Raw genomic sequence first — 25,253 nt, 5'->3', positions numbered from 1 at the left:
CATTTACTAGGTGGGGGATACCATCGGATTCCTGAATATTCCGACAAGCGAGAGTTTGTCTATGTCCATATATTATTAAATATTTATATAGAGTTTTTAATAAACTATATATTAAACTGATTACACCTCAAGATTTCCTGTCCGAAATCTAAAACTACTTATCTTTTTATTGCCCTGCACCTCAACATGTAGGGTTTTTATTATTTAGCTAGAGTTATAAACTTCTTATGCATTTCCTCAACTTTATCTGCGCTGTTATGTATTCCTCTAGACCTTAAATTTCGTATCATTTTGATGATGTTTGCTTTGTCTTCCTTATCCCGCTGCTGTTTATTCATTAGTTTCAATCCTCTTCTTGTTTTACTTCATGTACAACAACTTCCAATTCAAGGTTATTCAACTCCTCTACTAATGCTTTAAGTCTTTCTAAACCTTTTATTTCAACTTTTGCCATTAAATTAGTATTCTTCATAACTACCACCCTTTCAATTTGGTATAATTTTCATAAGAAGTTGAATTTACCAATAAATAGGAGGGCTCTTGTGAAAATTAAAATGAATTTCAAGATGGACGATTTTGAAAAAGCTATTAGGGGTCACCATACATGCCCATCAACTTAAGAACAGAAACAAAATGAAATTTTGTTCAAATAAAATAAAAAACTCTTAAAACACTCTTTCTCCGTAAAAATGAGCATGCCAAATAAACCTAAATAGGTATTATTTTTAAAGATTATGCAGTTCTCTTTTGTTTTCTAAATCTACTATACTCATAGATAACACCCATAATATCAAAGACTGTTTTCTTCTCATACCGATGAGATTTCCGCCCGTTTTGCTGTACGAGTTTGAACAGGCGAATGAGAATCTTTGATAGTTCTTGGGTGTCTTTCTGTATGGCTTGATAAATAAGAAGAAAATAATCTTTAATCATATATATGGCCTTATATTCACTCAGTTCTCGTTTCTTTTTCATAAGAAGTAATTGACGCATTTGAAACATAGTAGAAGAACAGAGTAGAATGGCGATTAGTTGCCCATACAAATGGCATTCCAACCCCTTTCTTGTTTTATCTTTTTACAATGATGAATATGAAAGAATGATTTCCATGTTTTAAATAAAATCTCGATTTGCTAACGCAAAGAATACCAGTCATGTACTTGTCCCATCGGGACAATATCTGTAGGGATGTTTGTCATATATACATTGATACCACTGAGACGTTTACTACGAGGGGAATATTTCATTCCTTTCTTTTTCTCTCTTAAAACTTGATTTTGCAATCGTTTTTTTATTGTTCTTTTGTTAGCCGATGAACAATCACACGAGTTGGTACTTTATCAGTCATTCCTACATAAGCATCGGATATTTCATAGGTTTGTCCTGGTTGGAGAGAGTTCATTAACGTCTCCATATCTATCTGTATATACTCTGCATCTTTCCTTATTCTTCCACCTTAAAAATAATCAGGTGTGGGATTTTTTTGATAAATACGTGTATCGGATTTAATACGAGAGATATAATAAGCTTTTTTATCTTGTATATGTTGAAGGTCTTTTAAGTGAAAATATGCTAAATCACGGATACATAAATCATTCGGTGTCACAGTTGGGACACACAGAGAACCATAGGTTCGATCATGTTGCTTACCTGGACCTGTATGGATATGTAGGAATTGTCCGCTTAACAGGTCATATTCAAGTTGAATTTTCATCCCAGCAGTATGGCTACATCCTCCCGCCCCAGGATAAATGGATGAAAATATATCTGGAAGCTGAAACGCAGTTGAATCTAAAATACGAATACGTTTGAAAACAGAGGTGTATGGAGAAGAAATTCGCATAGATGAAGTTAATTTTTTATTTAGAAGGTTAGTCAATATATGTTGTAAAAACTGAACGGCTGATTTATTAAACCGTTGGTTCAGTCCCTCGGGACTGATGAGTACTTCTGTGGATGCTTCTAAACAGCTAGATAATTGAGCTAAAGAAGTTGTAGCGATATTTTGACTCATCCATATACATAAAGCAACTAAATCTTTTGCTTGGTATTTACTGGTTCGTTGTACAAAACCAACATCTCTAGCAAGGTCTCGTAAAACATCTGGAGATAAAAAGCTTTGAATCTCTTGAGCAAATAGCTGTAATTCACCAGATACAGAAATAGCCATACAAAAACGCCATCCTTTCCTATGATTCTACAGAAAGAATAGCGTATTTGTTAAGTGACAATAAAGTTGTTTAATTCTTATTGGACTAACACGCAGTTTAGTGCAATAAGCAAAGGTAAGAGAGAATTCCAACCTTTACCTTATTTTAACTTTAGCTCTAGTATAGGGTATGGACGTCCAGAAGAATCTGTTTCCATTTCATTTACTATAAAAAAGCCATTATTAATATAGAATTTAGTTGCACTCTTATTGTCTTTATTTACATCAACGGATGTAATATCAAAGTCATTAATTAAAGAATTAATAATAGCTTTACCGTATCCTTTACCTATTTTATTAGGTTTTAAAAATAACATTTCTAAGTGTTGTTTATTTATAGCAGAAAAGCCAATTAAATCCTCTTTCTCATACCATAACTGTACATTAAGATGTGGGAAATATGAGGGTATTTCTTTTTTAAACTCTTCTCTATCGGTATCTCTTAAAAAGTGATGAGTAGCTAAAACCGACTCTTCCCATATATTCAAAATTGTATTATAATCTTTTTGATTTGCTTTTTTATATATCATTAATATCTCTCCTTTAGTTTTAAATTATCAACTCCTTCCCAATAAGTATTTTATGATTTTCATGTTATATAGCCACGAACTTAAAATGTTCATTAATAAAACCTCCAAATAAACATTTATTTAATTAAATTACAATATCAAATATTTATTAATATCTTTAAACGGATAGAAATTAAACAACTTTAAGGAACTTTATTACGATACATTGTAGCAAAGTTCTTGTATTTTTCATATCTAAGTTCAATAACTTTATTATCATTTTACAGTATTTTTTCATTTTAGGGGGTATTTTGTTTTTTAGCTTGATAGCGTGGTACTACCCCTATTAAGAGAAGTTTTGTAGTTTGCAATTGAACTAAAAAAATAGAGGTTTTTTTGCAACTCATTAATTTTTTACTAAACAAGTATAAAAATCAATAGTATGAAAATAAACTACTGGCTAAAAGTTTACTTTCGATAAAATAAAAAAAGAACCTGCAAATCTGCAGATTCTCTTGATAATGATTTATATAAGTAAGACTTGAAAATATAATACAATGATTCAAAAATAAGTTCAAGTAAATCAAAAGAACCCGCTGGAGTTCGGGTTCTTTCAAAAGTGATGATGTTTCCTCAGCTTTGCAAAGTGAGAAAATACAAGAATATAATACATTGAGATTTAGAGAATTTCAATACTTAATTTAGGAGTTATTTTAATATGATGTAAAATCAACATTTTGAAGGAATAGCAATGAATATCCTATACATGTCCCGTCAACATAACGCATTATTATCGATAGAAAGAAAAAGGCAGATCCCTAATTCGCCTTTTTTGGATAGCATCCCATATCCATCAGCTCTAAAATTCAAATTAGGAACTTTAATTTGTCTTGCAATCCCATCCAATGATACCTAGCCTTTTATGAAAGTCATGTTCCTCAAAACGTAAATATCTCATTGTCTGTCTCTACAATTCTGGACTTAATTCCTAGAGAATATATGTATGCTAGTTGTGCTCAAGAAAAAACATAGTATGTCGTCCCTACTTTATAAATCATTTAACATTCCCTTCATTTTCTTCCATGTTCTTCATCAACTCGAAGTCTTCTGCACTTTGAATATCCTCAACAATGACCATAATTATGAGAAGTCTAAATTTTGAAGAAAACAACAAAAATAGTGTAATTAAAAGCTACATACTATTTTTGTTGTTTTTTTAATCAGTAAAAATTTGTTAATTATTACAAGCATTTAATGTATTACACTTTTTTCGTCCTTTAATTTCCGCCGGCTGGGCACCAAGCCAATACGTTGGAAAAGCAGTCCCTTCAGTAACACCCCCATCACGATGCATGTAATAACGCTCATCATGGTTAGCTTTAAAGTTTCCTTCAAGTGCAAGTTCCACCCACTCTGCACCAAAACGAAAAATTTCTGCAGCTACTCCACCAAGTGGGTGAAATTCATTCTCATAGACGCGTATCTCCTTTGGTGCCTCTACAAACTCATAAAGACCTAATGCTTCTTCCAAACGGGTAAGTTCATCAAATTCTCCTATTCCCATGAAGACTGGACAAGTAATCTTTGGCGCTAATTTCCACAAATTCATCTGGCTACTTAATTCGTTTTCAAAAGCAACTTCATCAGTGTAACCAGACATGTACATAAAATTTGCTTTGAAACTCGGCTGCGCTCTGTTAAAGATGGTATCAAATTCACCATATACACCTTCAAAAGTCGCTATAGCGTTTATACGATTATCACTCGCAGCAGCTCGCATCCCCCAATACCCGCTCATACTGATACCAAAAAATCCAATCCGCTTTGAATCCACCTCAGGCCGTTTTGATAGGAAATCGATATAACAACTAACGGCGCGTTCGTAATTAGTCAAATCAACTTTTAGACCTTCAGATACAGATTCACCTTGACCCGGTCCTTCAATTGATAGAGCTACGATACCACGAGACGTATAATAACGTTGTGCAATCTGTATATAGTCTTCCTTAATCATATCCATACCTGGACCTAATATTACTGCTGGTGCACTCTGAACTTCACCTGAGGGCAAATGAAGTAGTGCATATATCTGTTTGCCTTCAAATTCTAGTACTATGCGTTGTACTGTTCCTCCTCCAAGTGATGAAATAGCTGCCACACATTCGTTACAACGTTCTCGAAATGCCAATTTTCGTGGATCGTCATTAAAATATGAGTATTGTGCACGTCCCCACATAACAGCCGCTCGCTGATATAGATCACGAGCAGTAACAGTGAATCCCTTTTGTTCATAATGTTTTGCACGTTCTTGAGCCTGAGAAGCAACTGTGGCCCAGGCTTTTGGTATCATTGCTCCACTTTTTACTTGAGAAAAAACTTTATCAAAATCAGTGTGGTCGTGCCCTAACTGTTCCATTGTTGCCTTTGCTTCAGGATGCAAAGCATCAAACCCACCAAGTGCGAGGGCTATATCTAAAGCCCATCCTTGTGATTGTGAACGTTGAGTCATAATAATCATCCTTTACATTTTAATTAAGCACTTAATAATTAAGTACTTAATTAAAATATTGAAGTATAAGATGTACTTTTGTCAAGACTATAAATAAAGGCGTTTTATTATTTTATTGATGATTTAAAGTGAGCATATATAATATTGCTTAGAAAATGAATAGCCAGACTCTACTTAATTTGACTCTACTCTTATTCATATGTTAATGTTAACTTCATATAATTAAGTACTTAGTTAATGAGGAAATGGTGATGTTATGACAAATTCTTCAAACAAGTTAACTGCGATAGACGAACTTAGCCAGGCTATATATAGTCTGACTGCAGCCGATGGACGTTTAAGAGGGCGAGCTACTCGTACATTAGGGGCCGTTTCAATGGTCCACGCTCGAACTCTTAAAGTATTAGCTGAAGAAGGCGAATTGTCAGTCAAAGAATTAGCTGATCGAGCAGAAACTACCGCCGCTGGTATTACTCAATTAATCAACGGATTACAACAGGTCGGTTACGTTAAGCGTGTTCGTTCAATTAACGACCGGAGAGTTGTCAATATCCGACTTACGCCTAGTGGTTTAAATTGTCACTTAGAAAGAGAGAAAAAACTAAAACATATTCTTAGTGCGAACCTTTCAGATTTTGATGCAGATCAAATCGAGAAATCTTCTGAAATAATTAGATGTCTAGTTCATGTGCTTGACCAACTATAAGAGTATTTTAAAGCTTTTATTGAGTTTTTAGAACTAACACATCGCTATTATGCTAAAATTTTATAGTAACCCCAGAACGAAATCTTATGTTAACTTGTAACAATAAAGCTCATTTTTTCGTTTTGGGGTATTTCAAAATATGAGCTGGATGGTCATGTACGGTGACCTCTACTTAATTATTAGAAAAACATTAGTTTTTAATTGTATACACGCTAATTATGTTGATTTTCTGATGACCCCATCATAATGAATTTCCTCTTTTTATCAGTATTGGTAGGTAAAGAGGACGCTAGTCACAAAAACAGGTTGTGGAGAAAGTCTTCTTCACAACCTGAGAGTAAGTTATATATCCAAATATGACCTGTTCTTTTAACTATTCAGTCTTTTATAATCTGTTATATTCGATATAACTAGAGTCATAGTAAATCCACTGACCTGTTCCAATTCTGAGCCAGCCGTTCTTTTCTTCATATACGGTAACTTTTTCGCCTTTACTTGTCTTTCTAACAATAGAATAGTTTGTACCTGATCCGCTTCGAACATTTACCCCAATACCATTAATTTGAGCCGTTCCAATTACCTTTTGAACACTACCATTTTCAATTACTTGTAGCATATTTAGAATGAATGTTGCTGTCTCACCACGAGTTGTTGTTCCTTTAGGGTCGTATTGATTGTCCCCCTTACCTCTTACAATACCTAGGCCATACAGTCTTTGTACGTCTTCTTTATAAATAATTTGGTCTTTGTCTGAGAATGGTAGGTTTACAACTGGTCCCCATATACCTTTATACTGTAAAGCCTTGTTTACAATAATTGCTGATTCTTCTCTTGTAATAGGTGTGTTTGGGTCAAAATAACCATCTCCTCTACCTTGAATGATACCTGCACTTGCAGTACGTTTAATACCATCTCGTAAAGTTGAATTTGCATCGTTTAGGTCTTTAAATGAAGCATCTCCAGCTGGCAGTTTTAGAGACTTAGAGATTAATTGAGCAAATTCGGCTCTTGTTATCGCTCTATTGGGTGCGAAAACTCCGTTTCCTTCCCCTATCATAATACCCTTTCTATTTAACTCTCGAATAGCTTCTTCATACCAACCTCCTGTAATGTCATCTTTTGGTTGATAAAGATTATTATAATACCCCTCAACGCTATTTACGAATACATCCCATTGCCCATTATTAATCATGTTAGCAGGGCAGATTTTACCGCTCCATTTTTGATGTTTTACAATGTTATTTAACGGTACACCAGTTTCTTTCAGTGAACTACCCGCCACTTAACGTCCTAACGGACTGTTTGAAGTGGGGGCTTCTCGGTTAGTCGTTACTTTTGGTAGCTAACGAATTCGTCCTAAAACAGCCGAGCTAACTCCCTTGTTCCAAGGGTTATTTTATTGCTATCTATGCTAACGCTAATAGGCGTATTGCTTCATTTTTGATATTGATAGCTGCGTTATAATCTCTATCGAGATTTACACCGCATATACAAGAATAGACTCGCTCAGACAATGACATATTTTTCACATTTCCACAACTGCTACATGTTTTTGTGGAAGGAAACCATTTGTCTATTTTCACAAGCTGTTTGCCTTGTTCATTTAGTTTATAAGCTAAGAAAGAAGTGAACATACCCCAAGCATTATCAGCGACGCTTTTTCCAAAATGAAGTGCTTGCGATATTCCCTTCATATTTAGATCTTCAATAGCTACAACATCAAAATGAGTAGCTAACTCTTTAGACTTATGATGAAGGAAGTTCTTACGTTGGTTTGCTACTTTTTCATACAGCTTAGCTACACGGATACGTTGTTTATTCCAACGCCCTGAACCTTTTGTACGTCTTGATAATACTCGTTGAGCATTTGCTAATCGGTCTAACATTTCACGATAGAATTTAGGATAATTGGCTCTCTCATCCTCAGAACTGACGTATAATTGATCCATCGCAAAGTCTAATCCAACAACTGTTTCTACTTCTTTTTGTACGATCTCTTTTTCGTATTCAGTCAAAATGGACACATAGTATTTACCAGTAAATGTCATAGAAATCGTACATGACTTGATTATATAGTCTTGTGGTATTTCTCTATGCTGTTTGATACGTACCATTTTCAGTTTTGGCAATTTGATATGACCGTTAAGCAACATAATATTTCCGTTCACTACATTCGTTGTATAAGACCTTCTGTCTTTTTTGCTTTTGAATGTTGGGAAGTCATTTTGACCACGAAAGAAATTTTTATAGGCAGTTTGCAAGTTTAGTTGAGCATTTGCCAAAGCTAATGAATCAACTTCTTTTAACCACTCAAATTCTGCTTTGTATTTTGCTGGAGTGGGAAGCTTTTGTTTCTTTAGTTGATCCTTATCATCTTTATGTTTTTCATACGCTTCTTTCCGTTCAGCTAACATTCTGTTATACACGAAACGTACACAACCGAAGGTTTTACGCATAAGATGTGCTTGGTCTTTTGTTGGATACAAACGGAATTTATATGCTTTATTCTGCTTTGTCATATCATTTCACCTCACTTTTCACTTTGATTTTCAATATATGTTTTTACTACGTCTATTGGCGAACCACCAGTCGTTAGCAAGCAAAAGCTTCTTGACCAAAACATCTCTTTCCAAAGTTTCTTTTTCACTTGTGGAAAGTCTCTTTTAATAAGTCGAGAACTTGCACTTTTATAAGCATTGATGAATTTTGTCATTTCTGTATTAGGGTGTGCTTTGAACAAAATATGAACATGGTCTACATCATGATTCCATTCAACTAATGTGATGTTATAGTTTTCAGATAGTCGAACAAACATATCTTTTGCATAGTCTGACATATCATCATCAAACACATTTCTTCTGTATTTCACGACCAACACAAGGTGATAATACAACAAGAATACTGAATGGTTATTACTATCTAATTTCATTTATATACCAGCCTTTATAATTTATAAGACTGATTATATCAGAGGCAAAATAAAAAGGAAAACCTTTTGGCTACGCCAAACCGAAATTCATCTCCCACCTACCGTTGGGCTAAGCCCTTCACACGCTTGAGGAAGGAGAATTCTTTCGGGAAATTCGTTAAAAAAGGCACTTGAAAGAGGGCTTTTATAATTTCTCAATAACTGAAACTACTTAATGCAGTAAAATAATAATTGGATTGGCATCCAATTCTATATTAAGAAGGTTCAAATCGCAAGAAGGCACCTTTGGTGCCTTTTCTTTATACAATTTTATAATGTATTATAGATGTTTTATAGTGCTTGAGCGTGATATTATTCAAGTTTTTTCGTAGAGAATGCGTAAATACAAACAAAACCAGTAATACATCTTTTTTGTGCCGTACTGGTTTTGTTTAAGATCATCTTAAATTGTAGCTAGTTCACCGAGATTGCAAATTCCGATTTCGGTGCCCCAGCGAATACGATTGTTCCGTTCTTCGGCAGTTTCACCTTGTTATTGCCACTCACGATGCTAAAGTTGATGCAAACTCCCTTCTCATCATACACCGCAAACGAACCCTTTGGTGGCAACGTCACGGTCATTCTTTTCTCTGCTGCCGCTTGCGGAATTGTATACCATTTCGCATGCCCATTTGCTCCCAGCGTAACTTGGGATGATTGGCCTATATCAATTGGTTTTACATTTGATTCACTTACGTACAACAACCCAGCCATCTTCATATATTCATTTCCACCTTCTGTATAGAAGTGTGTTTCCATTGTATCACGGCCATTCATTAGGGGAATTTGGAGCTGATGCGTTGCGGTATTCGGACCTGTAATCTTTCTGCCATCCCAATAGCCTGCTGGGCCTTCCTTGCGAGTAATTTGTGTAGTAAGAAGTTTCGGTTGAACGAGATATTGAATAGAACTAAATTTCTCGTTCACAAGATAGAACTTGACACCTTCCCTCTTTGCCCATGCAGCAGCGGTTTTCTTCGATAGCACGTTATCTTCTAGTTTCTCAGCTAAATAGTGGGTCATCACACTTTGCCCTAAACCTGGATGCGATTTATATGCGCTCTCCTTCAAATAAGTTCTTCCATTCTTCTCGGTTACAAAGTTGAGCTTGGAGGTACCCTCCTCATTAATAAAACTTCCATCAGCAGTATATACATATTTTTCTTCTCGATTAGATGGTAAGAGCAGTTCTCCGTTGTTCGTAATTTCAATTTTAAAATGGGTTTCGCTATTGCCATAAAATCCTGCTTTTTTTGCTACACCTTGAGGCATTTTGACTTTTACCGGCTTGCCAAAGGATTTGTTTGGCTTGATGTCTTTAATAGTACCTTTTTCTTTAAGTCTGGCGAGTAACAATTCAGTTGCCATTAGTTGATTTATAGAGCTCCGTCCACCAGATGACAATACAGCCGCTGCTATTTTCTGTTCTGGTAGCACGACTAATATAGCATGTTGCAGTGCCGTATCGCCGCCCTTAGCCAAAGCTTTGATCCCATATTCACTAAATGGGTATAGTTTCACACTATCCCACCCAAGGCCATAGTTAAAAATATTATCTCCATCCCCTGGCCATATTCCTTTTTTATATTCCGCTTGCTCCATTGCCTTGACCACTTTATCAGAGAGGATCCCTTTTCCCTGTCCCATAAATAATTGTGAGAATTGCACCATATCTTCTGCCGTAGAAGATATGCCTCCCGTACCAATTACATTCACCGATTCACTTGGAAGTTGTCCTTGGTACGCCGGGAAATATAGTCCAGCCCGATTTTCATCCCTCCATTTGTCCCGCGGCGTTTTCGTATGATTCATCTTTAAAGGCCCTGTAAAGCTTTGATGTAAAAATTCAGTAAAACTCATACCACTAACTCTTTCCACCAAAATTTCGGCCAGCGTAAAACCATCGTTACAGTATACCGAGAAAGCGCCAGGGTCCGCCTTCAAGTTTTGATTTGACAGTTGCTGTAACAAGGTATCATGGGCATAGGTATCATTATCGTCAAATAAAAATGCATTACCTAACGTAGAACCTTGCAATCCAGAGGAGTGATTCAATAACATACGCGTTGTAATACGTTTATATCGACCGTCTTTCATCTTAAAATCAGGAACATAGCGGACAACAGGAGCATCCAAATCGACTTTCCCTTCATCGACCAATTTCATTACAGCCGCTGTTGCATACATTTTACTGACTGAACCAATCCCATATTGAGTATCTTTGGTTAGCAGCTTTTCCCCCTCCATATCATTCCTGCCAGCCTGACCCGACAAAATAAGTTTTCCATTATCAATTAGCGCATACTGCACGCTATTCGCTTCATAAGACTTTGTAAGTAGCTCAGCCTTCTCTGCTGCAATCTTCTTCAGTTCCTGACTAGCTACTTCTTCACCAGTTACAACTGTAGTCTCACTTTCAGAAAATGCTTTCGCTCCTGTTGGTAGAATCATAGTTACCGCTAATGCAGTGGCTAACACACCAGTTAGCTTATTTTTCATCACGGAATTACCTCCTTAGATAAGTGACCGTTTTCATCATTTGTTTGTTCCACTATGAAAATATGATAAAATTTATCCGTTCTCCCCTTTGACCTACTTGCTAAATTCAGCAAGTAAAATATTTTTAAAAGGATCAGGACTATCAGCTTTAATACTGTTTAAATTGACGGCCAATGTATGCTTGCCTCCAAGTGTGCCCCCAGCAAAAGTTAAAAAACCAGGAATGGTTCCTCCATGCCCCCATATGGATACACCGTTTGAAAGCTTTATTTTGGAAATTCCAAGCCCGTAATCGCCAAGTTCATCTATTCCTGTAGGGACTGTTGTAAGCATTTGCTTTAGTTGCTGTTCTTTCAATAATTTGCCCCCAAGTAAATAAGAAAAGAATTTGTTTAAATCATCAGCTGTAGAAATCATATCTCCGGCCGAGCTCCCCATACTTGGGTTATAATAAGTAACATCTTTCGGCTCACTTGCTCCGTCTAATTGGATATATCCACGGGCATGCTTGGTTCCTGGAATGACGCTTGAATTTCCAGGTAAGAATGTATTCGTTAATTCAAGTGGTTCAATAATTCGACTTTCAATCTCTTCCGCATAGCTGTTCCCAGTTACTTTTTCAATAAGAATTCCTAGTAATACATATCCTGTATTTGAATACGACCAGCTCTTTCCTGGAGCAAAATCTGGAGGCATGGATATTCCCATCTTTACTAATTCTTCAGCAGTATAGGATTTTTTTGTATCCATCATATTAAAATCCTTTGACCTTGTGTAATTAGCGATACCACTTGTGTGATTCAATAATTGCCTGATAGTAATCTGTTTATCATCATATCCATTTCCTTGAATGACATCAGGCAACCATTTTTCAATAGAATCGTCTAAATTCAAGCGATTTTCTCCTGCTAATTGAAGTACAACTGTTGCAGTGAACGTCTTTGTCACGCTGCCAATCCGGAAACGAAAATCTGTTTTCATTGGTTGCTTGGTACTCAGATCAGCTACACCAGCAGCATAACTCCATGTTTTTCCGCTCTTAGAAACTTTAGCAAGTATCCCTGGATATCCAAGTTGCAATGTACCCCGCATTGCCTCTTTGACGGAAGTACGGTCTCTTTGAGTGCTTGTTTCTAACGATTTAGATACATTTTGAGTGGACTCCGCTTTTACAATTGAGGTTGGAGTTGTATATAACAGAGAACCTCCAGTTATCAAAAGGGCTAAACCTGTACATGTAATTCGACAGTGCTTTTTCATCAAAATATTTCTCTCCCCTACTCATATTGTATATATGGTTTTTTACTGTTTTTAAGCTAATCAATCATACAGCTTTCATCTTGACTAAAGACAAAAGGGCGATATTGAATTTGTAATCATTCTTATACCCACTATTTCACAAACGACTTTCTGACCTAAAAAATAACCTATCCTTTTTTCAGTTGTATGTTAACTTTTGTAATGTCTCTTTTCTTCCAAACAAGTCTTATTAATTGATTTGTTTTTTTATATAAATATATGGTATTTGTTCCTCCTCTCAATCTTCTTTACATTTTAATCATACACAATGAAAATCTCTTTTTTCTTACCTCTTCCTTACAAATTCCTTACGTTCAAAATCACTTTTATAATTGATTATTTTTTATTTTAATAACATTTCATTTTGATTAATCTTTTTCAAATTGGATTCTTTTTAGTGTTCATTCACTAAGGATTTTCAAAGCATTTATAATCAAACTTTATTTCAACCAAACAGTAACATTTTTTGTTTATAGTCCTTACTCCATTCCATCTGGCTTGCAACACGTTTACGTTATCCTTTCCCTATTCTCTCTAACTTGTAACATGTTTGCGGTATCCATGCTCAAATCATAATAAACATGATATATCCAGCAGCTTAAGTATTTTAATATAATATTAAAAAGTGGATATGCTTAATCGCATATCCACTATCCAGAAGGTATATCCTTCACCTTAAACATACTTTCTTCCTAATTGTTGTGTTTGCAACAAAAATATAAAGAGGTGAGTAAAGTGAAATATATTTTTATGTATTAGGGGGCACTATATCATTTTAAGAAAATTATACGCTAAGGGATTTATAAGGGTTATCTGGATTTAATAAACGTTTATAAATGCTTTGTGACATGAGGTAGCACCACATCGCTATTAAGCTAATAAAACTAAATTTCCTTAAAATGAAAAAATACGCTATTCTTTCTGTAGAGTCATAGGAAAGGATGGTGTTTTTTATGTCTGTTTCTGTGTCTGACGAATTACAACTATTTGCTCAAGAGATTCAAAGTTTTTTATCTCCAAATACCTTACGGGATCTTGCTAGAGATGTTGGATTTGTAAAAAGAACCAGTAAGTACCAAGCAAAAGATTTAGTAGCTTTATGTGTATTGTTGAGCCAAAATGTAGCTATGACTTCTTTAACTCAGTTATCTAGTTGTTTAGAAGCATCAGTAGAAGTACTCATCAGTCCTGAGGGACTGAATCAACGGTTTAATAAGGCAGCTGTTCAACTTTTACAACACCTACTAGCCGAACTACTAAGCAAAAAATTGGCCGTATCTATGCCAATTTCTTTTCCATACACTTCTGTTTTCAAGCGTATTCGTATTTTAGATTCAACTGCATTTCAACTCCCGGATGTATTTTCATCGGTTTATCCAGGTGCAGGAGGATGCAGCCATACGGCTGGGATAAAAATTCAACTTGAGTATGATTTGTTAAGTGGACAATTCCTACATATTCATACAACATGATCGCACTTACGGCTCTCTGTGTGCCCCAACTGTGACAGCGAATGATTTATGCATCCGAGATTTAGGTTATTTTCATTTAAAAGACCTTCAATATATACAAGATAAAGAGGCCTACTATATTTCTCGTATCAAGTCGAATACACGTATTTATCAAAAAAATCCTAACCCGGATTATTTTCAAGACGGAAGAATTAAGAAAGGTACAGAGTATATACAGATAGATATGGAGACGTTAATGAGCTCCCTTCAACCAGGACAAACATGTGAAATAGCTGGTGCTTATGTAGGAATAATTGATAAAGTGCCAGCTCGTGTAATTGTTCATCGATTAACAAAACAACAGCAACAAAAACGATTACAAGATCAAACTGTAAGAGAAAAAAAGAAAGGAATGACGTATTCTCCTCGTAGTAAACGACTCAGTGGTCTCAATGTATATATGACAAACACCCCTACAGATATTGTCCCGACGGGACAAGTACATGATTGGTATTCTTTACGTTGGCAAATCGAAATTTTATTTAAAACGTGGAAGTCATTCTTTCAAATTCATCATTGTAAAAAGATAAAACCAGAACGATTGGAGTGCCATTTATATGGTCAATTGATTGCCATTCTACTCTGTTCTTCTATCATGTTTCAAATGCGACAATTGCTCCTAATGAAGAAAAAACGAGAGTTTAGTGAGTATAAAGCCATATATATGATCAAAGACTATTTTCTTCTTTTATTCCAAACTATACAAAAAAACACCCAAGAGTTATCAAAGGTGTTACTTCGCCTGTTCAATCTCCTACAGCAAAACGGGCGGAAATCTCATCGATATGAGAAAAAAACGGTCTTTGATATATTAGGTGTCGTTTACAATTGTACCATGTCTGATAATCAAGCCGCTTAATTCAAAAAATGAAACCCGTTAGGGTTTATTTCGTATGCAAATCTTTTAATCACCTACACTTGCCCTTTAGAAAAAAGAAACAATCTCGCCTAAAATTGACTTTGCATAATCTTAGCTTGATAGCGATGTGACGCTACCCCTATATTAAAGAAAAAACTGTCGAAGGATCAGCTTTTAAATGAGGTGGAATTTCATATTCAACCTCATAAGTAGTGTAAGGAATGTTGTTTATTAAACTAGCGAGAGATACAAGTTTTAATCCTTTTTCTAATGAATCGTTGTTTAAAGAATTATTGATATTATTATTATCCATTTATTTTTTCCCTTCGTAACAAATCGAGAATCAGTAATAGTTTGTACTTTCTAAAAAAATATATGTAAGCACTAATAACTTTAAGATGAAGAATATATGGTAAGTTTGTTTTGCATGTTCTAAGACTTGCTACAATGATTTTATATTGATATAGATAAGTAAAGCAGCAATTGATTATAGCAAATATATTTGCATGGAATATATATTTAGGTGTGACATAGCTGGTTTATATAATAATACATAAAAGGAGGAATATTATGGTTCGATTCTACCTATCTGATTTATTGAAGCGATGTAATTATGACTTAAGTAGGACTTTGTTAATGAGACACTCCACAAATCATGAACGCTTTGTAAAAGCTTATGGTGAAGGTTCTCTGCGCGAATACACCCAACATCAAGACCCAGGCTTTTTTGATAAATACGATATAGTTATAGTGTTTTCTGCCGATAAAAGTACAACAGCGAGATACTTGAAATCATATGAAGTAAAGCATGGTGAACTATATCATCTATCGAAAGATTGCGCTAAATTCTTATTAGAACCCTATAATAAGAACATTATGCATCCTTTGTTTGAAATAAATAACGATCCATTGTGTAAGTATGAGAACAAGCTATTTATAGATTGGGGAAAAGGTATGAGGTATTGGCAAAAGGCTACCAATGAGAAACCCATAACGCAACTAGCTGATACAAACCAATACAACTTCCCTGGATTTGAAAATGTGTCGTTAATGTACAATGAATTAAAGGAAATGGTTACTAATGGTGACACATATAAGGATTGGCACATAGCTTTAAGTTCGATTAATGCTATATATGCAGTAACAGATTGTTCTAACGGCAAACTTTATATAGGTTCTTCATACAATAAGAATGGACTACTCGGGAGATGGAAAGAGTATGTCCATACGATACATGGAGGGAACAACAAACTTATACGCACACATAAGCAGGATGCCAAGGCTCACTTACAATTCCAATACTCTATACTAAAAGTACTACCTAAAGATATTACACCTTTAGAAGCAGTTGAAGTTGAGAAAAGATATAAAGAGAAGCTACAAACCATTAAGTATGGTTACAATGAAAACTAGTGTTAAGTGTTGGTTTAAAAGTATGTTCAATATAATAGAAAAGGTGAAAACAAATCTCCAAAACTAATTTTTATACTAATTTCTTTAATTAACTACCTTTAGAGAAAAGAGTTTGTATGTATAAGGTACTCTAAAACTTTAGCTTGGATGATGCGTCGAGCCCCCCTACAAAAAGAATATGACCTTACACATACTCATAATTCTTGGGCGTTTCAGAGGCAAATAATAACAGTAATTAAGAAGCTTAAAAGCCCCTATGTCTTTGTTTTTTGTATGTTTTTTAAAAATAATAATTCGGTGCGTGAAATTTTAAATATGTCTTGTTATTTTTTTCTTTATAGTTTAAAATTTGTATAGTATTTTATATGGATTATATGTTAAAATATAGATAGAAAATTTGTTTCCATTGTTTATACTCTATTGTACGTAGCGTGAAGGACAAACCTTACGCCCAGTTAACTCGGGCGAGGTTTGTCCTTTTTTTTTACTTTAAGGAGGAATTTACTATGAATAAAGTCTACAAAATTGGAGCAATTGTTACTACATTATGCGTTGCTTGTATCGCTATCTTTACTTTAACTAAAAATGAATCTGTTAACCCAGAGACTGTAACACCAAACAAAACAATTGTGTCAGCTGCAGAAACAAAAGGATCACCCGAAAATATTAAAGATATTTCAAAAGAAGAATTAAAGCAAAAAATACAATCCCATGAAGAGTTTATTGCGTATTACTATCAACCAACTTGTCATTATTGTAAAAAGGCAGCACCAGATATCAATAGTATGTCAAAAAAGCATGATAGAACCATCTATCGTATTGATATCTCTACGCCAGAAAATCAAAGTGCCTTTCAAGAGTTCGACATTCCTGGTACTCCAGTTGTTGTAGCTTATAACAGAGGCGAAGAAATTGAACGACTAGAAGGTGCAGTGTCAGCTGCTACATATGACGGATTCTTTGCGAGACGTAATTCGAGCGCTAGTTAATATAGTGCTCGTTTTTCTTTGTAAGAAAGGGGAATTTACATGCAACAAAACGCCCGTATTTATTCTTTAGACATAATAAGGGGGATTGCCATACTATGTATCCTATTTGCTAATCTACCTACTATGACGGGACTAGATTCCTTTAATCAAGCGGGTTACTCCGGTACAGATAAATTGATTCGCTTTTTAATAGATTTGTTTATACAGGCAAAATTCTATACTATTTTTGCGTTCTTATTTGGAGTAGGGTTTTATATCTTTATAAAAAATGCTGAAGCAAAAGGCTATTCTATGTATAAGCTGTTTAGTCGTAGATTGTGTATCTTGCTACTCTTTGGTTTACTCCACTTTATCTTTCTATGGTATGGAGATATTCTACACGCATATGCCTTAGCTGGCTTTATCCTATTGTTCTTTTATAAGCGATCTACAAAGCTTATCTTTATAGTTGGCTGCATCGCTCTACTTATTAGCTATACACTACATACCATTTTATTTATACAAGCAGGTTCTTCTATTTCTGCAGTACCAAGTTACTATCAATATATGTTTACGGGCCACACTACCAATGACACTGTAAATCTATTTACACATTATTCACATCAAGTAAAAGCTCGTCTGTTCTTTTTAATGACCGAGGAATTTCAACAATTACTAATAGGAATTCCGGAATATACAGGCTTATTTTTAATTGGTTTATGGGCTGGTAAGAAAGATATTTTTAACAGGGTATCGGAATTAATAAAGGAAATTAGATTTATCCAATGGATTTCGTTATGCATTTCATGTCTTCTCTCTTGTCCAATTATCTACTATTTTATAAAAACGGATGTCTATTACTCTCAGGATATTAAACTATGGATTCTATTTGGAGGGAAAACGCTAGCTATATTCTATATTTGTACTCTACTTAGGGTTTGTGAGAATAAAAAATATATAGAGCGGCTGCAACCCTTTATGAACGTAGGTAAGTATGCTTTAACGAATTACATTAGCCAAAGTATACTAACTCTTGTCATTCTTTCGTTGTACTTTAAAGATGTCTCAGAGGTATATTACTGGCAACTATGTATCTTCGGGATTTTAATTATCTTTGTGCAAATTATATTCAGCAAAATTTGGAGTAAATATTTTCGCTATGGTCCCATTGAATGGATATGGAGAAAAGGAATTTACAAAAAATAACCTATTTTTCACCAGTTTCATGCAATTAATTAAAAAAAATGATAAAATATCATATGAAAGATTAAAGATATATTTGTAATTGTAAGATGATGTTATTAAAATTAAAGTGGTTCAAGTCAGAGGAAGGCACCTTAGGTGTCTTTTCTTTATTAAAATATGTATTTTAACAAACCTTTAATACTTATGTATTAGATAATAATATTATTTAGTAAAAGGCATTTTTGGAGATAAGAGCCAACAAAAAAAGCCCTAACAGGGCTAAATGATTTTCTTCATACCACATTGACGACATTCTCTTAGAAAGATGAAATCTTTAACGGAACTTTTGAACGCGGTATTGCCACAGTTATCACAACGACCGCTAATTTTATCTGGGAACTCTTTGTATGTGTATATTTTACTTAGATCGTAGTGTTGTTCAGCTTGTTTATTTTCCATTCGTTTCACCCACATAGCAATTTCAATTAGTATAGCTTAACCATAATAACATGAAGTGTCCGCATAGTGGGTGCTGTTTATTTTTTAAAGTAAAGCCCACCGTTATGAAACAATTTTAAAAAGCCTTGCTACGATATAAATGTAGCAAGGCTCTTATATTTTTATATAAAAAGTAAATCACTTTATTATGACTTTAAATATACACTTTCATCAAAATTAACAAAATAATGATCTTTCCTATATGAAACTGCCTCCATAGTCGCAATAAGATTCTGTCCATGGAAAATATCAATTCGATAGAAACCAGTACGATAGTTTCGTCTTATTTCCGTGGCACGAGCAACCAATTTATCTCCCGCTTTAGCCGATTCAATAAATTGAATGGTTGTGGAAAGACCTAATGATGTCTTTCCATAAGCGTTACAAGCTACAGAAAAAGCATGATCTGCTAAGGCATAAATAACAGCTCCATGAACAGTTTCATGAGCATTTAACATATGGCTTTGTACCTCTAAAGTCGCTTCTGCAAAACCTACTTTAAACTCTGTTAGTTGAATTCCTAAGGATTTTGCATACAGATCATTCTTTACTTGTTCTAAAATTTCTGCATAGTGTTTTTCGTGGATTTGAAGTTCATCAATTCTATTTTTCATGACTAATTCCCCTTTAATATTTATTTTAAATGCTACCCCATCACTTTAATAATATGGTTCAATGATGAGGATCTCATTTATTAACTAGCATAAATATTCAAAATAAGAACTGTACTAACACCATATAGATAATTGTGCCACCCGCTATGGACAACAACATTTGTCTCTTCCATAAATGAAGTACCATTACTAACGCTACAGCAATCAATTCTGGAATACCATGACTACCAGTGAATAAGTTTACATCTTTAAAACAGTAAATCACCAAAAGACCTATGACTGCTGAAGGTAGTACTCTACCAAGGTACTGAACATACTGTGGCGTAGGTCTATCTGATGGGAACACCACAAATGGAAGGAATCTTGTAAGCATTGTTCCTAAAACAACCATGGAAATTGTAATGATTTGCTGGAATATACTCATCGTCATACGGAACCCTCTTTTCTTATTTATTTTCTAAAAAATGTAACGATGATAGAAATTGTAGTTATTTTAAATGACTTCAAAAAGAATGAATAACGTATATATAAATTACTTTAAATTTTGGACTTATTAATTTAATAAAAGCGAGGAAGTATTATATATATTAATTTTCCTTTAATTGAATTTCACTCGAATTAAGTTTATTTTTCTTCCGTAATACACTAAAAATATAACCACTCAAGCCACCTATAATAGATGGAAGTAACCACCCTAGACCTATACCGTAAAAAGGAAGATATTGGTCAAAGAATTCGTTGATTATTACAATCTTTAAGCCTGCAGAATTTAAGCCATCAAATATACTAATAATAAATGTGAATAACAAACTAACTCTATATACAGTGGGGTTTCCATTAAATATTGGGTGTAAAAACGTTAAGAAAATTAAGGAAATAACCATTGGATAAAGGGCCATTAATACAGGGACTGAAATTGTAATTAATTGTGTTAACCCTATATTTGCAACTAGTGTGCTAAAAACCGATAAGATAATAGCAATTTTTCTATATGAAAATTTTGGGAATAACCCATGAAAGAAAGTGGCACAAGAAATGATTAGCCCTACACTTGTAGTCAAGCATGCTACAGTAATTAATAAGCCTAATAAAATTGCACCATAAGAACCAAAATAATAGTTTGAAACTTTCGCTAAAATTTCAGCTCCATTATTTAAATGACCTAGTTTTTCGACACTAGAAGCCCCCATATAAGAAAGGGCTGTGTATATAGAAACCAAAAGTGTGGTAGCAATAGCAGTTGCTTTTGCACAAATAGTCATTAACTGTTTTTTAGTAGTAGCTCCTCTTTCTTTTATTGCATTTACTATAATCATTCCAAAGACAAAGGCTACTAAAGCATCTAGTGTTAAATACCCTTCTTGGAAACCTTTAAAAAATACATATGACGTGTTATATCCTTCAGAAGGAGATTGTAACCTTCCCATTGGTTTAACAACGGATACGATTACAAGTAATCCAATAAATGTCAATTTAATAGGAGTCAAGAATTTCCCCACTATATCGATAATTCTTGATGGATTAAGTGATAACAGGCATGCTACGGCAAAAAGCACTACTGTAAATATGGTTAATATAGTGGGACTTGCCCCATTTGATACATAAGGTTTAATTCCAATTTCGAATGATACATTACCTGATCTAGGAATTGCAAAAAAAGGACCAATTGCCAGATAGAGAACAGTCGTGAATACAATACCAAAAAGTGGATGAACACGACTGGCTAGTGATTGTATATCACTTTTTCCCGAAAAAACAAAAGCTGTAATTGCTAATAGTGGTAAGCCAACTCCGGTAACTAAGAAGCCAGCATTGGCTAGCCATACATTATTTCCAGCCATTTGACCAAGCATAGGCGGGAAAATTAAATTTCCTGCTCCGAAAAACAATGCAAATAACATGAATCCTAGCATTAGGATATAGGAAAAAGAAACTTTATTTGTCATAATAAATCCTCCAACTATAAAGTGTTATACAGTATTTTATTTTTTGCAATAAAGCTTCTGAAGAGGAGAAATCCAGTACAGATTAAACCGATGCATAGTGTACATTTTTTTAATGTTTTAAGACAAACAATGTAATTGTGATGATCCTTTGGAGCATACAAATTACTATGCGGAAGCCTTCTTTTCTTTCTCAATTGGCTTTTTTAGAACAGTAAGCATTGCTACAATCATAATCATGGCAGGGATAATAAAATTATTTCCACCAAAAATAAAAAGACTACTTATGGAAAGGATGAGGCCTATAAGAGCACTATGATGTTTCTTTTGTTTCATCCACTGTTCTACAAAAATAACAACAAAAAGAGCTGTCATAACAAACTCTAAGCCTTTTGTATTAAATTGTACTAATGACCCAAAAATGCCGCCAATTGTTGCTCCTAGTAACCAATAAGAATGGTTGAGTAATGTAACAAAAGTCATAAACCACCCTTTATCTACATTTTTCGGAATATCAACAGTAGAATTAATTGAAAAAGATTCATCACATAATCCATAAATAAGATAGAATTTTTTTCTCCCGGTGCCTTTATACTTTTCCAACATAGAAATACCATAAAATAAATGACGTGCATTCACTGTTAATGTTAGAAAAAGTGCATTAATTGGATCAAACGTAACTAGTAATAAATTTGCTGCAATAAACTCCATTGATCCCGCGAATATAGCAAAACTCATTATAATTGGATATATTGCACTGAAGCCTAATGAGTTCATATAAATTCCATAAGCGATTCCTAAAAATACAAAACCAGCAAGAATCGGTGCTGTATAGGGAAAAGCTGCAAGAAATGCAATTTTTATTTGCTTACTATTTTTCAAATCATTCACATCCTTATCCAAAGCTTTATTGAATGTAAATTTAACACAACAAATCCATACAATGAACGAATTTATTGTATGGATTACAATTTTTATAAGAAAATGTGTGTTATTCTACTGATAGAAGATGTGAGAGTAATCTATTTTCATATTTGTTATATAGTTTGTACAAAATATAACCATCGAGGTGTAACATGCCAATAAATTCATTTGATAATTATTTTATGTCTTGGAAACCAGATAAAAATTTATTAAAGCGTCCTTTTTATTCCTCAATCGCCGCACTACTTGAACATGATATTATAAATGGTTTATTAGCCCCAGGAACAAAGTTACCACCGCAACGAGAACTGGCGGATTTTCTGGATTTGAACTTTACGACTATTACTCGCGCTTATAAAATTTGCGAAGTTAAGGGCTTAATTTATGCAATCACAGGAAATGGAACTTTTGTAGCGCCTAATGCTGCACGGTCAATTACCATATCAACAGAACAAATGACAAACAGTATCGACCTTGGCTTTGTAGCATCCTTTGAGAAATCTAATAATATAGTAGCCGAAGTTATTCAAACGGTCGCAGGTAAAAGTTATTTGGAACAGCTACTCAATTACAATGATCCAACTGGTCTTCCTCATCAAAAAATGGCAGGCTTAAATTGGCTGCGTTCTTTTGGCATTAATGTAACACAAGAACATATGGCAATAGTTTCAGGTGCACAAAATGCCTTGGCCATTACATTAACTGCTTTATTTAAACCTGGCAATCGCATTGCAACCGACTTATATACATATTCAAACTTTATTGAGTTAGCAAAAATGCTCCATATTCAATTAGTCCCAATTCAAGGGGATGGATTCGGAATGCTTCCAGATGAGCTAGATAAGCAGTGTAGTCAATTAGATATTCATGGGATTTTTCTAATGCCCTCTTGTTCAAACCCTACTACGATTATGATTGCAGATTTTCGTAAGCACGAATTAGCAGCTGTCATTCGAAAACACCATTTAATTTTGATCGAAGATGATATACATGCATTTTTGACAGCGGGTATTATATCTGATTATCAACAACCTATGTTCAATTTGCTTCCAGAACAAAGTGTTTATATTTGTGGAACTTCTAAATGCATTTGTTCTGGACTGAGAGTTGCTTATATGGCTTTTGGAGAGCCGCTGCGCAATAATATTTTGCAGGCCATCTTTAATGTCAATGTTAAAACGTCTTCTTTAGACGGGGAGGTTATAACTGAGCTGATATTGTCGGGAAAGGCTCATGAAATCGTTAATCAAAAAAAATACCAAGCTCAAGCTGCAAATGAACTCTATTCAAAATATTTCCCTGACATCCCGTCTATTGGACATCCTCTGAGCTTTTACCGTTGGCTTCCTATCACAACTCATTCTGATGCTTTAAAATTAGAAACTGATTTACAAACGTGTGGTGTTCGAATTTTTCATTCTGATCGTTTTATTAGTGGGCAGACTACTCCTAGTAAATATTTACGTGTTGCTCTTTCTTCTACAAACTCATTAGATGAATTAGAAATAGGATTAGAAATATTAAAACAATATCTCAGTTAACCCAATAGAAAAAAGGTCTATAGTATATACTACAGACCTTTTTCATTAACTAAGTGAGAACCATGCCATCCTCTACAATTAAATATCTTAAAACTTCTCCATTACTAGCTTTTTTTACTTTTAATCCCTACATATTTTCATGTTTCATCCTACAATTCTTCTCTCATTTGCGATATTTAATAAATAGTATACCAAAAGTTTTCTAGTACACTATTAAAATTCATTCTTTCTAAGCCGTAAATAAAAAAAGTAAACCATTTTCTTTAGATTACTTTAGCATAACAGAAGATTGATTACTCCATCACGATCTAAAAATATTGCTTTCTTTTTCGCCATATTACTCTCTCCTTACCTACAAAATTTCTATCAAAAGATCTGAAGTATAATAACTATTAAGTTCATACTAGCATGAACGACAAATGATACTAGCAACCTATTAGAACGCACATATATTGCTGAAAGTACAAGTCCAATTAGAAAATATCCAAATACAAAAGGAAAATCAAAATGCATGATAGAAAAAAACAATGAACTAATTAATATACAACTAATTTTATTAAATTTACGGCTTAATATATTTATGGCCGCGTAACGAAATACAAGCTCCTCAACTAGTGGAGCAAGAATTACAATTGATACAAGAGCAAGAGGAGAAATGGCTACAGATTCAACATTACTTGATGTATTTACTGATTGTGTAGTTAAGTGAAATATACTTTTATCCAAAATACTACCAATTGTCTGTGCTAAGAATACTGCAACTATTCCTACTAAAATCCAACCGAACGATGCTTTTGAAAATTTAATCGATAGCTTCGAATCTTCCATAAATTCTTTCTTATATATAAGAAAAGTGAATATTAATATGAGTGAAAATCCTATTAGTTCCCAATGAACCAGTAGCTGCTGAATTGCTTGCTGTTGATTCCCCTGAATATCATACCAGCCTGTCTTCGCTAGTAATTGTACTCCTATAATTCCAACAAATTGAGTCATTATCAAATATATGAGTATGATATAACCTGATTTATGTAAGTTACTATTATTCATTTTATTATATTCACCTTTCACTTTTAGCGTCTTATTTATTATATATAT

At 34.1% G+C, this 25,253-nt stretch carries 20 protein-coding genes and 3 pseudogenes; 6 read left to right on the top strand and 17 right to left on the bottom strand.

From position 1 onward, the window contains the following. Positions 1 to 200: 200 nt before the first annotated feature. The 5 genes and pseudogenes from N2V80_RS28935 to N2V80_RS28915 form a co-directional block, all read right to left on the bottom strand. Positions 201 to 338, bottom strand: coding sequence for a hypothetical protein (locus N2V80_RS28935; RefSeq protein WP_172793965.1), 138 nt, complete (start codon positions 336 to 338; stop codon positions 201 to 203). 5 nt (positions 339 to 343) lie between these two features. Continuing rightward, complete coding sequence (locus N2V80_RS28930; RefSeq protein ID WP_255257775.1) at positions 344 to 472, bottom strand: hypothetical protein; 129 nt, start codon at positions 470 to 472, stop codon at positions 344 to 346. Between the two features lie 260 nt (positions 473 to 732). Continuing rightward, a pseudogene (locus N2V80_RS28925) lies at positions 733 to 2,170 on the bottom strand (IS4 family transposase). Positions 2,171 to 2,310: 140 nt separating this feature from the next. Continuing rightward, positions 2,311 to 2,739 (bottom strand): GNAT family N-acetyltransferase, encoded by a 429-nt coding sequence (locus N2V80_RS28920; RefSeq protein WP_061655263.1) that lies wholly within the window; start codon positions 2,737 to 2,739, stop codon positions 2,311 to 2,313. Positions 2,740 to 3,952: 1,213 nt separating this feature from the next. Further along, complete coding sequence (locus N2V80_RS28915) at positions 3,953 to 5,227, bottom strand: alpha/beta hydrolase (protein ID WP_061655262.1); 1,275 nt, start codon at positions 5,225 to 5,227, stop codon at positions 3,953 to 3,955. Positions 5,228 to 5,483: 256 nt separating this feature from the next. Here N2V80_RS28915 and N2V80_RS28910 point away from each other — a divergent pair, with 256 nt between their 5' ends. Then, on the top strand, positions 5,484 to 5,933 hold the full coding sequence (locus tag N2V80_RS28910; protein WP_061655261.1) for a MarR family winged helix-turn-helix transcriptional regulator: 450 nt from the start codon (positions 5,484 to 5,486) through the stop codon (positions 5,931 to 5,933). Between the two features lie 385 nt (positions 5,934 to 6,318). Here the strand turns inward: N2V80_RS28910 and N2V80_RS28905 are convergent. The 5 genes and pseudogenes from N2V80_RS28905 to N2V80_RS28885 form a co-directional block, all read right to left on the bottom strand. Next, positions 6,319 to 7,200: pseudogene (locus N2V80_RS28905) on the bottom strand (S-layer homology domain-containing protein); the annotation flags it as partial. A gap of 139 nt (positions 7,201 to 7,339) precedes the next feature. Then, positions 7,340 to 8,452 carry a transposase gene (locus N2V80_RS28900; protein WP_340981042.1) on the bottom strand — a complete coding sequence of 371 codons (1,113 nt, stop codon included), beginning with the start codon at positions 8,450 to 8,452 and terminating at the stop codon, positions 7,340 to 7,342. A gap of 11 nt (positions 8,453 to 8,463) precedes the next feature. Further along, the gene (tnpA, locus tag N2V80_RS28895; RefSeq protein ID WP_000762752.1) at positions 8,464 to 8,862 is read right to left on the bottom strand and encodes an IS200/IS605-like element ISBth16 family transposase; all 399 of its coding nucleotides are present in this window, start codon (positions 8,860 to 8,862) and stop codon (positions 8,464 to 8,466) included. A gap of 453 nt (positions 8,863 to 9,315) precedes the next feature. Further along, the gene (locus N2V80_RS28890) at positions 9,316 to 11,400 is read right to left on the bottom strand and encodes a serine hydrolase domain-containing protein (protein ID WP_061655285.1); all 2,085 of its coding nucleotides are present in this window, start codon (positions 11,398 to 11,400) and stop codon (positions 9,316 to 9,318) included. 93 nt (positions 11,401 to 11,493) lie between these two features. Next, on the bottom strand, positions 11,494 to 12,660 hold the full coding sequence (locus N2V80_RS28885) for a serine hydrolase domain-containing protein (protein ID WP_061655259.1): 1,167 nt from the start codon (positions 12,658 to 12,660) through the stop codon (positions 11,494 to 11,496). Between the two features lie 992 nt (positions 12,661 to 13,652). Between N2V80_RS28885 and N2V80_RS28880 the strand changes: the two are divergent. Beyond that, positions 13,653 to 15,069: pseudogene (locus tag N2V80_RS28880) on the top strand (IS4 family transposase). A gap of 139 nt (positions 15,070 to 15,208) precedes the next feature. Here N2V80_RS28880 and N2V80_RS28875 read toward each other — a convergent pair. Then, complete coding sequence (locus N2V80_RS28875) at positions 15,209 to 15,382, bottom strand: hypothetical protein (RefSeq protein ID WP_154695884.1); 174 nt, start codon at positions 15,380 to 15,382, stop codon at positions 15,209 to 15,211. A 257-nt stretch (positions 15,383 to 15,639) separates the two neighbouring features. Here N2V80_RS28875 and N2V80_RS28870 point away from each other — a divergent pair, with 257 nt between their 5' ends. The 3 genes from N2V80_RS28870 to N2V80_RS28860 all read left to right on the top strand — a co-directional run bounded on the left by N2V80_RS28870 (position 15,640) and on the right by N2V80_RS28860 (position 18,656). Beyond that, positions 15,640 to 16,482 carry a GIY-YIG nuclease family protein gene (locus tag N2V80_RS28870; RefSeq protein WP_061655258.1) on the top strand — a complete coding sequence of 281 codons (843 nt, stop codon included), beginning with the start codon at positions 15,640 to 15,642 and terminating at the stop codon, positions 16,480 to 16,482. Positions 16,483 to 16,988: 506 nt separating this feature from the next. Beyond that, positions 16,989 to 17,471 (top strand): thioredoxin family protein, encoded by a 483-nt coding sequence (locus N2V80_RS28865; RefSeq protein WP_001045585.1) that lies wholly within the window; start codon positions 16,989 to 16,991, stop codon positions 17,469 to 17,471. A 39-nt stretch (positions 17,472 to 17,510) separates the two neighbouring features. Next, positions 17,511 to 18,656, top strand: coding sequence for a DUF418 domain-containing protein (locus tag N2V80_RS28860; protein ID WP_061655727.1), 1,146 nt, complete (start codon positions 17,511 to 17,513; stop codon positions 18,654 to 18,656). Between the two features lie 258 nt (positions 18,657 to 18,914). Here the strand turns inward: N2V80_RS28860 and N2V80_RS28855 are convergent, their stop codons facing one another. The 5 genes from N2V80_RS28855 to azlC all read right to left on the bottom strand — a co-directional run bounded on the left by N2V80_RS28855 (position 18,915) and on the right by azlC (position 22,593). Further along, the gene (locus tag N2V80_RS28855; protein WP_080450975.1) at positions 18,915 to 19,094 is read right to left on the bottom strand and encodes a hypothetical protein; all 180 of its coding nucleotides are present in this window, start codon (positions 19,092 to 19,094) and stop codon (positions 18,915 to 18,917) included. 185 nt (positions 19,095 to 19,279) lie between these two features. Beyond that, entirely contained in the window at positions 19,280 to 19,747 is a 468-nt protein-coding gene (locus N2V80_RS28850) for a hotdog fold thioesterase (RefSeq protein ID WP_061655729.1), read from the bottom strand. A 97-nt stretch (positions 19,748 to 19,844) separates the two neighbouring features. Next, on the bottom strand, positions 19,845 to 20,177 hold the full coding sequence (locus N2V80_RS28845; protein WP_061655730.1) for a branched-chain amino acid transporter permease: 333 nt from the start codon (positions 20,175 to 20,177) through the stop codon (positions 19,845 to 19,847). A 157-nt stretch (positions 20,178 to 20,334) separates the two neighbouring features. Further along, positions 20,335 to 21,693: a branched-chain amino acid transport system II carrier protein gene (brnQ, locus tag N2V80_RS28840; protein WP_098985286.1), complete on the bottom strand. Its 1,359-nt coding sequence runs from the start codon at positions 21,691 to 21,693 to the stop codon at positions 20,335 to 20,337. Positions 21,694 to 21,858: 165 nt separating this feature from the next. Then, on the bottom strand, positions 21,859 to 22,593 hold the full coding sequence (gene azlC / locus N2V80_RS28835) for an azaleucine resistance protein AzlC (protein ID WP_253859394.1): 735 nt from the start codon (positions 22,591 to 22,593) through the stop codon (positions 21,859 to 21,861). Positions 22,594 to 22,766: 173 nt separating this feature from the next. Between azlC and N2V80_RS28830 the strand changes: the two genes are divergently transcribed. Further along, positions 22,767 to 24,155, top strand: a complete 1,389-nt coding sequence (locus tag N2V80_RS28830) for an aminotransferase-like domain-containing protein (RefSeq protein ID WP_061655733.1) — start codon at positions 22,767 to 22,769, stop codon at positions 24,153 to 24,155. Between the two features lie 366 nt (positions 24,156 to 24,521). On the opposite strand, the gene N2V80_RS28825 is transcribed toward N2V80_RS28830, so the two are convergent. Further along, the gene (locus tag N2V80_RS28825) at positions 24,522 to 25,205 is read right to left on the bottom strand and encodes a CPBP family intramembrane glutamic endopeptidase (RefSeq protein WP_061655734.1); all 684 of its coding nucleotides are present in this window, start codon (positions 25,203 to 25,205) and stop codon (positions 24,522 to 24,524) included. Between the last annotated feature and the right edge of the window lie 48 nt (positions 25,206 to 25,253).

Origin of the sequence: Bacillus sp. FSL W8-0640 (assembly GCF_038007725.1) — a bacterium.
Lineage (GTDB): Bacteria > Bacillota > Bacilli > Bacillales > Bacillaceae_G > Bacillus_A > Bacillus_A cereus.
This window is presented reverse-complemented; position numbering and strand designations above follow the sequence as displayed.

Bases quoted from the DNA above. Each gene is read 5' to 3' on its own strand.
- N2V80_RS28935 (WP_172793965.1), bottom strand. From the start codon at position 338: ATGAATAAACAGCAGCGGGATAAGGAAGACAAAGCAAACATCATCAAA.
- N2V80_RS28930 (WP_255257775.1), bottom strand. From the start codon at position 472: ATGAAGAATACTAATTTAATGGCAAAAGTTGAAATAAAAGGTTTAGAA.
- N2V80_RS28920 (WP_061655263.1), bottom strand. From the start codon at position 2,739: ATGATATATAAAAAAGCAAATCAAAAAGATTATAATACAATTTTGAAT.
- N2V80_RS28915 (WP_061655262.1), bottom strand. From the start codon at position 5,227: ATGACTCAACGTTCACAATCACAAGGATGGGCTTTAGATATAGCCCTC.
- N2V80_RS28910 (WP_061655261.1), top strand. From the start codon at position 5,484: ATGACAAATTCTTCAAACAAGTTAACTGCGATAGACGAACTTAGCCAG.
- N2V80_RS28900 (WP_340981042.1), bottom strand. From the start codon at position 8,452: ATGACAAAGCAGAATAAAGCATATAAATTCCGTTTGTATCCAACAAAA.
- tnpA (WP_000762752.1), bottom strand. From the start codon at position 8,862: ATGAAATTAGATAGTAATAACCATTCAGTATTCTTGTTGTATTATCAC.
- N2V80_RS28890 (WP_061655285.1), bottom strand. From the start codon at position 11,400: ATGAAAAATAAGCTAACTGGTGTGTTAGCCACTGCATTAGCGGTAACT.
- N2V80_RS28885 (WP_061655259.1), bottom strand. From the start codon at position 12,660: ATGAAAAAGCACTGTCGAATTACATGTACAGGTTTAGCCCTTTTGATA.
- N2V80_RS28875 (WP_154695884.1), bottom strand. From the start codon at position 15,382: ATGGATAATAATAATATCAATAATTCTTTAAACAACGATTCATTAGAA.
- N2V80_RS28870 (WP_061655258.1), top strand. From the start codon at position 15,640: ATGGTTCGATTCTACCTATCTGATTTATTGAAGCGATGTAATTATGAC.
- N2V80_RS28865 (WP_001045585.1), top strand. From the start codon at position 16,989: ATGAATAAAGTCTACAAAATTGGAGCAATTGTTACTACATTATGCGTT.
- N2V80_RS28860 (WP_061655727.1), top strand. From the start codon at position 17,511: ATGCAACAAAACGCCCGTATTTATTCTTTAGACATAATAAGGGGGATT.
- N2V80_RS28855 (WP_080450975.1), bottom strand. From the start codon at position 19,094: ATGGAAAATAAACAAGCTGAACAACACTACGATCTAAGTAAAATATAC.
- N2V80_RS28850 (WP_061655729.1), bottom strand. From the start codon at position 19,747: ATGAAAAATAGAATTGATGAACTTCAAATCCACGAAAAACACTATGCA.
- N2V80_RS28845 (WP_061655730.1), bottom strand. From the start codon at position 20,177: ATGACGATGAGTATATTCCAGCAAATCATTACAATTTCCATGGTTGTT.
- brnQ (WP_098985286.1), bottom strand. From the start codon at position 21,693: ATGACAAATAAAGTTTCTTTTTCCTATATCCTAATGCTAGGATTCATG.
- N2V80_RS28830 (WP_061655733.1), top strand. From the start codon at position 22,767: ATGCCAATAAATTCATTTGATAATTATTTTATGTCTTGGAAACCAGAT.
- N2V80_RS28825 (WP_061655734.1), bottom strand. From the start codon at position 25,205: ATGAATAATAGTAACTTACATAAATCAGGTTATATCATACTCATATAT.